This window comes from Empedobacter sp. UBA5036, assembly GCF_002415215.1.
GTDB classification, from domain to species: domain Bacteria; phylum Bacteroidota; class Bacteroidia; order Flavobacteriales; family Weeksellaceae; genus Empedobacter; species Empedobacter falsenii_B.
Genome location: NZ_DICC01000019.1, coordinates 85,200 through 97,865, shown reverse-complemented (window position 1 = coordinate 97,865; position 12,666 = coordinate 85,200). Strand labels below are relative to the sequence as shown.

General features: G+C 31.4%; 15 protein-coding genes. 9 read left to right on the top strand and 6 right to left on the bottom strand.

Features of this window, described 5'->3' with window-relative positions; all coding sequences use genetic code 11:
• The 4 genes from B4J88_RS03090 to B4J88_RS03075 all read right to left on the bottom strand — a co-directional run bounded on the left by B4J88_RS03090 (window position 1) and on the right by B4J88_RS03075 (window position 4,422).
• The gene (locus tag B4J88_RS03090; protein ID WP_291066333.1) at window positions 1-1,233 is read right to left on the bottom strand and encodes an OmpP1/FadL family transporter; all 1,233 of its coding nucleotides are present in this window, start codon (window positions 1,231-1,233) and stop codon (window positions 1-3) included.
• A 138-nt stretch (window positions 1,234-1,371) separates the two neighbouring features.
• The gene (locus B4J88_RS03085) at window positions 1,372-2,583 is read right to left on the bottom strand and encodes an NAD(P)/FAD-dependent oxidoreductase (protein WP_291066331.1); all 1,212 of its coding nucleotides are present in this window, start codon (window positions 2,581-2,583) and stop codon (window positions 1,372-1,374) included.
• 69 nt (window positions 2,584-2,652) lie between these two features.
• On the bottom strand, window positions 2,653-3,489 hold the full coding sequence (locus B4J88_RS03080) for a universal stress protein (RefSeq protein WP_286512578.1): 837 nt from the start codon (window positions 3,487-3,489) through the stop codon (window positions 2,653-2,655).
• 105 nt (window positions 3,490-3,594) lie between these two features.
• Complete coding sequence (locus B4J88_RS03075) at window positions 3,595-4,422, bottom strand: universal stress protein (RefSeq protein WP_038334907.1); 828 nt, start codon at window positions 4,420-4,422, stop codon at window positions 3,595-3,597.
• Window positions 4,423-4,587: 165 nt separating this feature from the next.
• On the opposite strand from B4J88_RS03075, the gene B4J88_RS03070 reads away from it, so the two are divergent.
• The 4 genes from B4J88_RS03070 to B4J88_RS03055 all read left to right on the top strand — a co-directional run bounded on the left by B4J88_RS03070 (window position 4,588) and on the right by B4J88_RS03055 (window position 7,386).
• Entirely contained in the window at window positions 4,588-5,094 is a 507-nt protein-coding gene (locus B4J88_RS03070; RefSeq protein WP_291066328.1) for an acyl-CoA thioesterase, read from the top strand.
• A 4-nt stretch (window positions 5,095-5,098) separates the two neighbouring features.
• On the top strand, window positions 5,099-6,154 hold the full coding sequence (gene thiL, locus B4J88_RS03065) for a thiamine-phosphate kinase (protein ID WP_291066326.1): 1,056 nt from the start codon (window positions 5,099-5,101) through the stop codon (window positions 6,152-6,154).
• 194 nt (window positions 6,155-6,348) lie between these two features.
• Window positions 6,349-6,738 carry a hypothetical protein gene (locus B4J88_RS03060; protein ID WP_291066324.1) on the top strand — a complete coding sequence of 130 codons (390 nt, stop codon included), beginning with the start codon at window positions 6,349-6,351 and terminating at the stop codon, window positions 6,736-6,738.
• 78 nt (window positions 6,739-6,816) lie between these two features.
• Window positions 6,817-7,386 (top strand): hypothetical protein, encoded by a 570-nt coding sequence (locus B4J88_RS03055; protein ID WP_291066323.1) that lies wholly within the window; start codon window positions 6,817-6,819, stop codon window positions 7,384-7,386.
• A 77-nt stretch (window positions 7,387-7,463) separates the two neighbouring features.
• Here B4J88_RS03055 and rpmA read toward each other — a convergent pair whose 3' ends face one another.
• Window positions 7,464-7,721: a 50S ribosomal protein L27 gene (gene rpmA, locus B4J88_RS03050; protein WP_038334883.1), complete on the bottom strand. Its 258-nt coding sequence runs from the start codon at window positions 7,719-7,721 to the stop codon at window positions 7,464-7,466.
• A 43-nt stretch (window positions 7,722-7,764) separates the two neighbouring features.
• On the bottom strand, window positions 7,765-8,070 hold the full coding sequence (gene rplU, locus B4J88_RS03045; RefSeq protein WP_019975660.1) for a 50S ribosomal protein L21: 306 nt from the start codon (window positions 8,068-8,070) through the stop codon (window positions 7,765-7,767).
• A 177-nt stretch (window positions 8,071-8,247) separates the two neighbouring features.
• On the opposite strand from rplU, the gene B4J88_RS03040 reads away from it, so the two are divergent.
• The 5 genes from B4J88_RS03040 (at window position 8,248) to meaB (ending at window position 12,651) form a co-directional block, all read left to right on the top strand.
• Window positions 8,248-8,487 (top strand): FeoA family protein, encoded by a 240-nt coding sequence (locus tag B4J88_RS03040; protein WP_114998322.1) that lies wholly within the window; start codon window positions 8,248-8,250, stop codon window positions 8,485-8,487.
• Entirely contained in the window at window positions 8,487-10,586 is a 2,100-nt protein-coding gene (feoB, locus tag B4J88_RS03035) for a ferrous iron transport protein B (protein WP_114998324.1), read from the top strand. Before B4J88_RS03040 ends, feoB begins: the two co-directional genes overlap by 1 nt.
• A gap of 4 nt (window positions 10,587-10,590) precedes the next feature.
• Entirely contained in the window at window positions 10,591-10,755 is a 165-nt protein-coding gene (locus B4J88_RS03030; protein ID WP_114998326.1) for a FeoB-associated Cys-rich membrane protein, read from the top strand.
• A 134-nt stretch (window positions 10,756-10,889) separates the two neighbouring features.
• Window positions 10,890-11,504 (top strand): helix-turn-helix domain-containing protein, encoded by a 615-nt coding sequence (locus B4J88_RS03025; protein WP_114998328.1) that lies wholly within the window; start codon window positions 10,890-10,892, stop codon window positions 11,502-11,504.
• 169 nt (window positions 11,505-11,673) lie between these two features.
• The gene (gene meaB, locus B4J88_RS03020; RefSeq protein ID WP_125349934.1) at window positions 11,674-12,651 is read left to right on the top strand and encodes a methylmalonyl Co-A mutase-associated GTPase MeaB; all 978 of its coding nucleotides are present in this window, start codon (window positions 11,674-11,676) and stop codon (window positions 12,649-12,651) included.
• Window positions 12,652-12,666 lie beyond the last annotated feature (15 nt).

Sequence of the window (12,666 nt, the reverse complement as noted above, 5' to 3'; positions counted from 1 at the left end):
TTATTTTAGGTTGTACGATACGCCTAAACCAAAGTTTATAGCACGCATTTTAACATCTCCAGAGAAGTTTTGTTGAATATTATCAATATGTCTTTCGTCTCCTTTTACATATGATCCAAATAAATCAACATTAAATCCTGAATTGAATCTAAATCCTAATCCAGCTGAAAATGAATTTAAATTAGAACTTGGTGTTTCTGATGACCAATAAGCTGATGGAACTGGTGATTTATCATGATAATAACCAACACGTCCAACAATCATTTCGCTGAAAGTATACTCTGCTCCAAAACGGAATAATGTATTGTCTTTCCAGTTTTTCGTAGAAGATGATGTATAGAAAGTATTAGAAGCATCATTATATAAATTGATATCTAAACTTTTGTAACGTGTCCAGTTTTGCCAAACTACATCTCCAAAAAGTTCTAATTGTGGTAAAACTTTGTACGACATTCCAAATGTAAACTCAGATGGTAATGGTAAAGTTGTATTCCATTTATCTGTATTAAAAGGTACATTAGATGCAATTCCAGAAGGAACATTAGACCATGTAACATCACCTTTGTTTGCAGAAACATCTACATTAGAACGGTATGCAATTCCAACTCCAAATTTATCTGTTGGCTTGAACATTGCTCCAACATTAAATCCTAAACCATGAGCATCTTTATCCTCTAATTTAAGTTTAATATCATTTCCAGCAACTGTTTGCACTTTCTCCAATTTAGCTGTTCCGTGTGTATAAATGAAACCTACACCCAAACTAAACCAATCAGAAAAACGATATGCAACCGTTGGCTGAATATTGAATGCTTTTAAGTCAATATGTGTAATATTTGCTTTGTTTTGCCAATCTTCTGGCCACGTAACCGAACTACCAAAAGGCGTCGTAACACTCAATCCAATTGCTAAATCATCTACAGGCTTGTAACTAACTGCCAAATACATTGGTGTTCCTAATTTACTATCTGTTTCTGCTTTTTGCAACGTCATTGGATCTTGCCATTTTACGTCAGTTTTTACACCAAAACCTCCGACAGCAATACTCAATTTACTATCAACAAAAGCTAAACCTGCAGGATTATAAAACGCAACACTCGCATCGTGAGTTTGTGTTGCAGAAGTTCCACCCAAAGCTGCTTGGCGAACCCCTTGTAAAGCAACTCGGTATCCACCTGCAAATGCAGAAGAAGATAAGCCGATTAATGCTAAGGTTAAGAAAATTTTCTTCATATTTTTTGTTCGTTTTTAATAATTCCTTTAAACAAAAATAACATAATTTTATAATAATGTTATGTTAACATAATAAATTTTGAAAAAATCTTTACTATTAAGGCTTTCAGCCAGAATAATATCCGTGTAAAATATACACTATTGATAAATTTCTTTGATTTTTTCAGATATAATATATCCTTCAGACCAACACGCCTGAAAATTGAATCCACCTGTTATGGCATCAATATTTAGAACCTCTCCAGCCATAAATAACTGCGGGATTTTTTTTGCTTGCATCGAATGAAAATCAATCTCTTTCAAATCGACTCCGCCAGCCGTTACAAATTCATCTTTGAACGTGCTTTTTCCATTAATTTGGTATTTTCCTTGCGTCAATTCTGTTGCAATTGTTTCGATGTGTTTTTTCGATAAATCAGCATAAACCTTGTTTTCATCTACGTTGCAATAATTCAGAATACTAAACCAAAAACGTTTTGGAAAATCGAATGGATTATTTTTATGCACATTTTTCTTAGCATCAACTTGTTTTTTATCATTCAAAAATGAAATGATTTCATCTTTAGATTGATTCACAAAATTGATTTCAGTCTCAAATTTATAATTGCTTTCATTCAATTTTAAAGCACCCCAAGCCGATAATCTCAAAATCGCTGGCCCACTAAATCCCCAATGTGTAATTAGTAAGGGGCCTTCTGCCTCTAATTTTTGTTGATTGATTTTGACTTCAGCATTATCGAAAGAAATTCCCATCAAACCTTCAATTCGTGGATCTTTGCAATTAAATGTGAATAAAGAGGGAACTGGCTGAACGACTTTTAAACCTAAATTCTTCAAACTTTTCCAAAATTTAGGCGTACTTCCTGTTGTCACTATCACCGTTTCAAAAAAATGTTTTCCTGATTTAGTTATCAACTCATAACCACCATCAACTTTATTAATTTCTTGCACACCGTCCGAGAAATTCAATTGTACTTTATTTTGATCAACCGCTTTTGTCAAAGCATCTATAATCGAAAGTGAAGAATCGCTAACTGGAAAAATACGGTTATCGTCTTCTATTTTCAATTCTACTCCGCGCTCATCAAACCAAGCCATTGTATCACCCGGTTGAAACGTATAAAAAACACTTAATAATTCCTTTCTTCCACGCGGATAAAACTCGACCAAATCAAGCGGATCAAAACATGCATGCGTCACATTACATCTTCCTCCACCCGAAATGCGTACTTTTTGAAGCGGTAGATTTGCTTGTTCAAACAATATAGTTTGTTGTCCTACAGTTTTTCCAAGGTTTGCAGCAACAAAATATCCTGCTGCACCACCTCCTACTATGGCTATTTTTTTCACGGGACAAAGGTAAAGTTTTATTTTTAACAGAATTTTTGACAAAAAAAGGAAATGTTTTCACATCTCCTTTTAAACTTTTTGTTCATGAAAAACGAACAAAGGTGTAATATTTTTATTTGCAATTTTCTTTGTAAATCCAGGTGAAAAAATTTTATCAAAAAATCCTTTATTGCGGCTCACAACCGTCAACAAATCGATTTGTTTTTCCTTGATAAAATCCAACACCGCATTTACAGGATCTGCATCATGATAAACTTCGAATACAATTGGATCTCCAGCAAACTGATCTTGCCAATCTTTCATCGCTTGTTCATTAAACTTTCCATCTTTCGAAACGTGCATACAATGAATTTTTGCATGATGACGATTTGCAATTTCAATCAAATACTTTAACGCATCTTTATCTTTTTGATCAAAAACTGTGGTAAAACCAATATTCTTAAATCCTTTGAAAGACATTCCATGCGGAATACTAAGAATAGGAACTTTCATCGATGTAATCGCATTTATCGTATTCGAACCGAAAAGCATTTTCTCAATTCCTGTATTTCCGTCCGTTCCCATCACCACAAAATCAACGCTTTCTTCACCTATAATTTCGCGTAGAATGTATAAGAAATTTCCCTCTTCTAAGATAAACTTGATTGGAATTTCATTCAAACCATTTTCATCAGCAATTTGTCTTAGTTGCGGAATATTATCTTTGAAGTTGTCAAAACTTCCTAATTCTACAGTTTCATATACATTCTGAATCAATCCAGCACTCAAACTTCCAGTAATCATTGGCAATTCGTAAACATGCAACACATAAACTTGTGCATCGATACTTTTTGCAAGATTTAGTGCATATAAGAAGGCGTTATTGGCAGTTTCTGAGAAATCTGTTGGGAACAATATTTTTTTCATCTTTTCGTGTTTTGTACTCAAAAGTTACGAATAATTTTATTTCAACACGAAAAAAGCTCAATCTATTTCTACAGATTGAGCTTTGTATATTCAGTATAAATTATCTTATTCGTGGAAAACAAACAAAGGCACGTTGTGTTGCGTCAAAATTTTCTTTGTAAAACTTGGTGAAAATAATTTCTCGAAGAAGCCTTTGTTACGACTCACTACTGTCAACAAATCAATTTTTTCTTCTTTAATAAATTCCAAAACTGCGTCTACAGATTCATCCGCAGTATAAATAGAAAAATCTACAGGCTCATCTTTATAATATTCTTTCCAATGATTAAGCGTCGGAATATCGTAATTTCCATCTTTCGAAACATGTAAACAATGCACTTTTGCTTTGTAACGATAAGCGATTTCTGTTAAATAATCTAAGGCTTTACGATCTTTATCTTGGAAAATTGTCGTAAATCCGATGTTATTTATTCCTTTGAATTCGTAACCATTTGGCACACTCAATACCGGAATTTTAAGATGTTTGATTGCATTCATTGTATTCGAACCAAAAAGAACTTTGTCAAACCCTGTATTTCCAGTCGTTCCCATTACCACAAAATCTACTTTTTCATCTTCGATAAATGTTGGCAACACAAACGAAAGCATTCCTTCTTTTACAAAAAATTTCAAATCAACATTTGCAAAACCATTGTCCTCAGCCATTTTTCTCAAGAACGGAATATGATCTTTTAAATTCTCGAAATTATTTAATTCAATTGTATTATAAACATCTTGCAAAATACCAGCATCGATTCCTCCGCTTACCATTGGATACTGAAAAGCGTGCAAAACATACAATTCTGCATTTTGATTTTCGGCTAAATTTAACGCATACAAAAACGCATTATTTGCTGTTTCTGAAAAATCTGTTGGAAATAATATTTTTTTCATAATCTGTCTGTTTAATAGCTTTTTAAAGATACAAATTATTAAATATCTATATTTTAATTTGATGTTAAATCTTATTGTTTTTTATTATTTACGATGATTAAAAATATTATCATTTTCGTGTAAATAGTAATCCGTAACTTTGTACCTTAAATAATTTTTCAATTCATGAATAATAAATATTTTCAAAAAACCATTGTTCGATGGTCAGATTTGGATGCTAATCGCCATTTAGCGAACGCTTCGTATATGAATTTTACAAGTTTTGCACGTATTGCTTTTTTGAGAGATTATGGCATTTCGATGAAAAATTTGGCTGAATACGGAATTGGACCAGCTATTTTGCACGAACAATTTTCTTTTTTTAAGGAAGCAATGGAAGGTGAAGAAATTTATATTTCGGTAGAAATTGGTGGAATGTCGGAAGATGGAATGATTTATCAATTTATTCATAATCTATATAATCAAGATGGTGTACATCTTTGCCATTCTGAATTGACAGGTGTCTGGTTTTCGATGTCGAAAAGAAAAATGCAAGCACCACCAACAGAAATGTTAGAAAATATTAAAAAATCATTTGAAGGACAAACCGTGAAAACAATGTCGAAACAAGACATTATCAATTTACCTTTTCGTTCAGAAAATATAGATCCTTCAATCTTTATTCAAAAATAAAATCATGTTAGAAGATAAAAACGTTTCAAAAACAAGTTTAGCCGAAATCGGAGAATTTGGTTTAATTAATCAAATCAAAGAAGGTTTTCCGATCAAATTAGAAAGCTCTATCAAAGGAATTGGTGATGACGCGGCTGTTCTTGATTACAAAAAAGATAAAATTGTGGTTTCTACTGACATGTTGGTAGAAGGTGTAAATTTTAGTTGGTCATATATGCCTTTACGTCATTTGGGATACAAAGCGGTTGTGACGGCAATTAGTGATATTTTGGCGATGAATGCTATTCCAAAACAATTGTTGGTTTCTATGGCAATTTCGAATCGTTTTACGATAGAAGCTGTGGACGAAATTTACAACGGAATGAAATACGCTTGCGACAAATACAATATTGATATTGTAGGCGGCGATACAACTTCTTCTGTTAGCGGACTTGTTTTGAGTATGACGGCGATTGGCTCTGCTCCAGAAAAAGATTTGGCTTATAGAAATGGTGCGAAAGAAAATGATTTGGTTGTACTTTCTGGTGATTTAGGTGCTTCTTTTCTTGGTTTGCAAGTATTAGAACGCGAAGCACAAGTATCAAAAGTGAATCCGAATAATCAACCTGATTTCGAAAACTATTCATATTTGATTGAACGACAATTAAAACCTGAAGCTCGTTTGGATATTATCAATCTTTTGAAAGAACTGAAAGTTAAACCAACATCTATGATTGATATTTCGGACGGATTATCTTCTGAAATTATTCATCTCTCGAAAGAAAGTTGTGTTGGAATTAACATTTACGAAGAAAAAATTCCATTAGATTCTATTGTGATTCGCACAGCCGAAGAATTCAAAATTAATCCAATCACATGTGCATTAAGCGGTGGAGAAGATTATGAATTGCTGTTTACAATTGATCAAAAAGATTTTGAAAAAATCAAAGGAAATCCGCATTTAACGGTGATTGGTCATGTAACTGGTAAAAACGAAGAAAACTATTTGATTACTCGCGGAAGCGAACAAATGGTTCCATTAACTGCTCAAGGTTGGGGAGTTGAAACAGAAGAAGAATAGGTTAATGAGATAATTCGCTAATTAAAAAATGTGATCCTTAAACGAGTTCAGATGACTTAACGAATTATCAAAACAAAACGTGTCAAGCTGATTTCATTTCAGCTTCTCATCAAATATAAAATCAAAAAAGCATTCAAGAAATTGGATGCTTTTTTGGTTGAAATAAGTTGTATTTTAGATTTTATAAAAGTAATATGAACACAGAAAAACTAACAGAATTAATAGGTGATTTGACAGTTTTTGATTTGAATATCGATTTCAAAAACAAATCAATTATAATGAATCTTGGTTATTTACCTTTTGGAAAAAATCCAATTAAGAAAATTACTTTTAATGATGTTATTTGGCAAGATTTCTTTGATTTTGATAGAGAAAACATTCAAAACGTAATAGAATACACAAATGATTTCAATATTTTTCTTGAACATAAAAAAGATTACATAGAAAAGAATTCAAAATATTTTCCAATTAATTTTTTAGAAATTCTCAAAAATAGTCAATATCATTACTATTATTCTAAACCAACTCTCGGCTTTGAATTTTTAATTATTACTCAAACAGAAATTATTATTTCAGATTTATAAAACCAAAAAAGCATTCAAGAGATTGGGTGCTTTTTTAGTTGAAATAAGTTGTATTTTAGTTCTATTAATTAACTAGTTATGAAATACTTTTTACTTTCATTTATTCTATTTTTTTGTTCATGTTCATCAACATTCAATTCTGTTTATAAAGACAAACAACTTCAAAAAACGATAGATGTATTTATTGAATTAGGCGAAAAAGATTCTAAAAACAACAAAATGGATAAATTTTTATTAATGAAGCTTTCTAAAACAGATCCAGAAAAAGAAATATATTTTTCAAATTTTGGTATAGAAGTTATGTTTTATGAGAAAAAACTTCCTTTTATTATTCCTCCCCATGAGTATTCTCAATTTGAGTATAAAGGTTATTCTATTATAATTATTGACTCTAATCACATTAATTTTAAAAAATATTCATTTTTAAAACCTGTTAAATCAGAAGAATTAAAGACTTTAGATTCTGAGAATATGTTTTCATATAATCCAACAACTTTTGCAATATTTTTTGATAAAAAAGGAGTTATACAGTTTATTGATCCAATATACAGAAGAAAATCTCTTCGAGAAATGTTACTTAAACAAAATATAAAAATTAATCTTAAATCAAAAGATGTATATAACGAAAACGCTATAGGGGTTGATTAGTTTTTAAGAACAAAAAAAGCTCGAACCAATAAGTTCGAGCTTTTATATTGTTAGCATTTTCGCTGTCGAATTATCAATTAAGATAATGGTTCAACTGAAACGTAAGATCTATCGTTACGTTTTTTAGTGAAAACTACTTTTCCGTCAATTAAAGCGAATAATGTGTGATCTTTACCGATTCCTACATTATCACCAGGATGATGTTGAGTACCTCTTTGACGAACAATAATGTTACCAGCGATTGCTGCTTGTCCACCAAAAATTTTAACACCTAAACGTTTCGAATGTGATTCACGACCATTTTTCGAACTTCCGACCCCTTTCTTATGTGCCATTTCGTTTTGTTTTTAAGAGTTAATAATTAATCTCAGCTCAATCTTAACCGATTGAAGCTACTTCAATTTTAGTGAATTGTTGACGATGACCGTTAGACTTTTGGTAACCTTTTCTTCTTTTCTTTTTGAAAACGATTACTTTGTCTCCTTTCACGTGTTCAACGATTTTAGCTACTACGGTAACTCCGTCTATAACTGGGGCGCCGACAGTGATTGCTCCGTTATCTGTTAATAAAACACGGTCGAATTTTACTTCGTCACCTGCTTCACCAGCTAAACGGTTTACAAACAATTGTTGGTCTTTTTCAACTTTGTATTGAAGCCCTGCTATCTCTACAATTGCGTACATAAATTAATGTTTATAAATGAAAATTGAGTGCAAAGATAATCAAAATTTTGAATTTAGATACTTGAATTCATTGAAATTTAATTAGAAAGATAAAAAAACTATGACATATCTTCTATTTGGATTAATTAAAAATAAGTATCTTTGCCTTTGAGATAATTCATAGATAGATTGGTAGAAATGATTGAAAATTATTCTTTAAAAGATTTAAAAATTGGCGAACAAGCAGTTGTAACAGGGTTTAGTACCGAAGATATTCCTGCAAAGTTTTATGAAATGGGCTTTATTCCTGGAACAAGTTTATTGGTAAAAAATAAGGCTCCATTTGGTGGTCCTATTTGCATCAGTATCATCTCTAATAAGTCTGTTTTAGCTTTAAGAAGAAACGAAGCCGATAAAATTTTGATAACAAAAAAATAATGAATCATTATAAAATTGCCTTAATTGGTAACCCAAATGTTGGTAAAACTTCGTTATTTAATAAATTAACAAATCTTCGTCAAAAAGTTGGGAATTATCCTGGTGTGACGGTAGAAAAGCGCGAAGGTAAAATAGAACGAAATGGAAATAAATTCCAAATTACAGATTTTCCCGGAACGTATACAATTTATCCAAGTTCTTTGGATGAAGAAATTGTATTCAAAACTTTAGGAGACAAAACCAATAGTCATTACCCAAATTTAGCAGTTGTTATTGGTGAGCCATCTAATCTAAAACGATCGATTTTGTTGTATCAACAAGTTCGAGATTTAGACGTTCCTGCAATTTTTGTCATCAATATGAAAGATGAAATCAAAAGCAAGGGACTTAATATTGATTTGAAAAAGTTAGAAGATTTTCTTCAAACAAAAATATACTTAACAAACGCGCGTACAAGCGAAGGAATTGATGAATTAGTAGAAGCTTTTACAAAAGACGCAACTCCATATAATCGTCATTACGAAATTCCGAAAGAGTATCTTTCTATTGTAGAAAAAATCAAGAATGAATTTAATCTTAAATCTGATTATTTAGCTTGGCAATATCTTTCACAGAAAGAAGTTCCGTTCGAATCGAAAGAAAATCTAAGTAAATTAGATACAATTAAAAAAGAAAATTCTATTGTTTCGAAACGATTACAAGTCAAAGAAGCCTTAGATCGAAATAAAATTTTAGAGGAAAAATTAAACGATATTATTTCATATAATTTTGACGGAAATGAAACCTTAACCGATAAAATTGATAAAACATTGATTCATCCAGTTTTTGGATACATCATCTTTTTAGGAATTTTATTATTAATCTTTCAAGCTGTTTATGCGTGGTCTGCACCATTAATGACAATGGTCGAAGATTTATTTGGTTGGATCGACGAAAAAGCAATTAGTTTAATACCTGAAGGACCTATCAACGAAATCATTGGAGGTGCAATAATCCCAGGTATAGAAGGGATTGCCGTTTTCGTTCCGCAAATTGCCATTTTGTTTATATTCATTTCAATAATGGAAGAAACGGGCTACATGAGCCGCGTGGTTTATTTAATGGACAGATGGTTAAAACCATTTGGATTAAGCGGAAAAAGTGTTGTTCCGTTAATTTCTGGAGTTGCCTGTGCCGTTCCTGCAATCATGTCTGCACGTAATATCGAAAATGACAAAGAGCGTCTATTAACGATACTTGTAACGCCTTTTATGACGTGTTCGGCTCGTTTACCAATTTACATCGTTTTAATTGCTTTAGTAATTCCCGACGAACATATTTTTGGATTAAGTTACCAAGCTTTGGCGTTATTTGTGATGTACATTTTAGGTGTTTTAGGCGCATTAGGAAGTGCTATTTTATTGAATTTAATCATTAAAGCAAAACATAAAAGTTACCTAATTTTAGAAATGCCAACGTACAAACTTCCTGATTGGAAAAATGTTGGAATTAATGTTTGGGAAAAAACGTTAGGATTTTTAGTTGATGCGGGTAAAATCATATTTGCAATTTCGATTATTCTTTGGGTTTTAGGAACTTTCGGACCTGGAGAACAATTCAGAAATGCAGAAGAAATTGTAACTGCTCATCATCCAAAAATGAATGAAGAAGATTTAGCAAATGAAATTGCTTCTTATAAATTAGAACATTCTTATTTGGGTAGATTAGGTTCAGTTATAGAGCCAGTTGTAGAGCCATTAGGATACGATTGGAAGATGGGAATTGGTTTGATTTCGTCATTCGCTGCGCGTGAAGTTTTTGTCGGAACAATGTCAACGGTTTACAGTTTAGGAGAAGTTGATGTAGAGGACAATGGTCAAAAAGATCGTTTACTTCATCGTATGAAAAATGAGATCAACCAAAACACAGGAGAACCAGCATATAACCTCGCTACAGGAGTTTCATTGTTGTTATTTTATGCATTCGCAATGCAATGTATGAGTACAATTGCGATCGTAAAACGCGAAACAAATTCTTGGAAATGGACATTGATTCAGACAGGGTTTATGACAGGTTTGGCATATGTAGTTGCATTTATTGCATATCATTTTTTAAAATAATAGTATGGACAATATTTGGATACAATATATTTTTATCGCTTTCCTTTTCGGATTTGCAGTTTGGTATGTTGTAAAATTAATTAGAAACTCATTTAGTTCAAAAGGAGGCGGATGCTCAAAAGGCTGTGGTTGTTCTCCAAGCAAAGATGAATTTCAAAAAAAAGGCTAACTCTTAAAAGTTAGCCTTTTTTATTTCAAAATTTCGGAGTATTTTTACAAATAGTATAATCATTGAAAATCAATTATTTTAATGATTATCAATTGGTTTTATTTTATTAATTCGGAATATAAATTTTACAAAAAATGGAAACTTGGTTAATCATTTTATTATTAATTTCAGCGATAATTATCTTAGGATTAATTATTTACTTTGTTTCCAAAAAAACTAAACAATCAACTGAGATTTCTGTCGAAGAAATAAGTTCTGTAAAAGAGATTAAAGAAATTCCTTCTGAACCAATCAAAGAAGAGGTTACAAATAAAATCATTTCTCCAACTCCACCAACAGAGGTTATGATTGAAGAAAAACCAACGAATAACCTTAGCATTTCATCTAAAACCGAGAATGACTTACTTCGAAAATTAGAGTTATTTGAGAAGAATAAAGGCTTTACTAAGAAAGATATTAACCTTGCTTCATTATCAAAACAATTTGAAACGAATACAAAATATCTTTCTGAAATCATTAAAACTCATCGTCAAAAGCAATTTAATTCTTATTTGAATGAATTGAGAGTAAATTATATCGTCAATCGACTTCAAAATGAGCCGAAATACATTAACACGAAAGTAAGCTATTTAGCAAGTGATTGCGGATTTGCTTCTCATAGTACTTTTACAACAACTTTTACTCAAATCATGAATGAATCTCCTTCTGCTTTTATAAAAAGAATTAAAGAGGAACAAAAAAATTCATAATTACGAATTAATGAAGTTTATATAATTGAATTTAAAATATATAAACAATTATATTTGTTTTATTTTTTATACCAATCAATGCAAGAGCTATATAAAATACATTCACAAATTTCGATTGTATTTTTTTATTCTTAATTAAGACTTTATCTTTAATCTAAGATTGTGTCTTATGCGAAAAATTGACCCCGAAATACTTGCTCAAAAAATAAAAGAAGGCGATCGTTTTGCCTTATCAAGAGCTATTACACTAGCCGAAAGCAATCGTTTAGACGATTTGAAATTAGCGCAACATATCATTAGTTTATTACCTGTTTCCAAAACTTCAAAAAGAATTGCCATTACAGGAATTCCCGGTGTTGGTAAAAGTACTTTTATCGAATCTTTGGGGAAATATATTCTAAGTAAAGGTGAAAAAGTAGCGATTTTAGCAATTGATCCAAGTAGTTCCCTTTCAAAAGGAAGTATTTTAGGCGACAAAACACGCATGGAGGACTTATCGCGAGAAGAGAATGCTTATATACGTCCAAGCGCTTCTAACGGTTCTTTAGGTGGTGTTACCTCACGTACATATGAAGCAATTTTATTATGCGAAGCAGCAGGGTTTGAAAATATTTTGATTGAAACTGTCGGTGTTGGACAATCTGAAACCTTAGTAAATGAAATTTCAGATCTCTTCTTATTTCTTCAACTTCCGGGTTCTGGAGATGATTTACAAGGAATAAAACGAGGAATTATGGAAATGGCTGATTTAATTTTTGTCAATAAATCAGATTCGTTTCAAGAAAAATTAGTGAAAGATGCAAAATTGGATATTGTTCGTTCATTGCAATTTTTACCAACCAAATCTTCTCAATGGAAAAGAAAATCAATTATCGGTTCTGGATTAATCGGAAAAGGAATTCCTGAACTTTGGGAATTGGTCAATGATTATTTCAATTTTATTAATGAAAATAATTATTACGCATCAAACCGAGAAAAACAACAGCTTAATCAAGCGGAACGCTACACAATTGATTTGATTAATCAACAATTTTTAAAATTACTTAAGGAACACCCACTAGAATTAAGCAAAAATTTATCTGCATTCGAAATGGCAAAAGATTGGTTGAATAACCACACTGAAATTGATGAATTTCTTAATAAGTAAGTTTACGATTATTGA

Coding starts and splice junctions, on each gene's coding strand:
- B4J88_RS03030 (WP_114998326.1), top strand. CDS start 10,591: ATGGACAATATTTGGATACAATATATTTTTATCGCTTTCCTTTTCGGA.
- thiL (WP_291066326.1), top strand. CDS start 5,099: ATGTTAGAAGATAAAAACGTTTCAAAAACAAGTTTAGCCGAAATCGGA.
- B4J88_RS03040 (WP_114998322.1), top strand. CDS start 8,248: ATGATTGAAAATTATTCTTTAAAAGATTTAAAAATTGGCGAACAAGCA.
- feoB (WP_114998324.1), top strand. CDS start 8,487: ATGAATCATTATAAAATTGCCTTAATTGGTAACCCAAATGTTGGTAAA.
- B4J88_RS03025 (WP_114998328.1), top strand. CDS start 10,890: ATGGAAACTTGGTTAATCATTTTATTATTAATTTCAGCGATAATTATC.
- meaB (WP_125349934.1), top strand. CDS start 11,674: ATGCGAAAAATTGACCCCGAAATACTTGCTCAAAAAATAAAAGAAGGC.
- B4J88_RS03080 (WP_286512578.1), bottom strand. CDS start 3,489: ATGAAAAAAATATTGTTCCCAACAGATTTCTCAGAAACTGCCAATAAC.
- B4J88_RS03075 (WP_038334907.1), bottom strand. CDS start 4,422: ATGAAAAAAATATTATTTCCAACAGATTTTTCAGAAACAGCAAATAAT.
- B4J88_RS03055 (WP_291066323.1), top strand. CDS start 6,817: ATGAAATACTTTTTACTTTCATTTATTCTATTTTTTTGTTCATGTTCA.
- B4J88_RS03070 (WP_291066328.1), top strand. CDS start 4,588: ATGAATAATAAATATTTTCAAAAAACCATTGTTCGATGGTCAGATTTG.
- rplU (WP_019975660.1), bottom strand. CDS start 8,070: ATGTACGCAATTGTAGAGATAGCAGGGCTTCAATACAAAGTTGAAAAA.
- rpmA (WP_038334883.1), bottom strand. CDS start 7,721: ATGGCACATAAGAAAGGGGTCGGAAGTTCGAAAAATGGTCGTGAATCA.
- B4J88_RS03060 (WP_291066324.1), top strand. CDS start 6,349: ATGAACACAGAAAAACTAACAGAATTAATAGGTGATTTGACAGTTTTT.
- B4J88_RS03090 (WP_291066333.1), bottom strand. CDS start 1,233: ATGAAGAAAATTTTCTTAACCTTAGCATTAATCGGCTTATCTTCTTCT.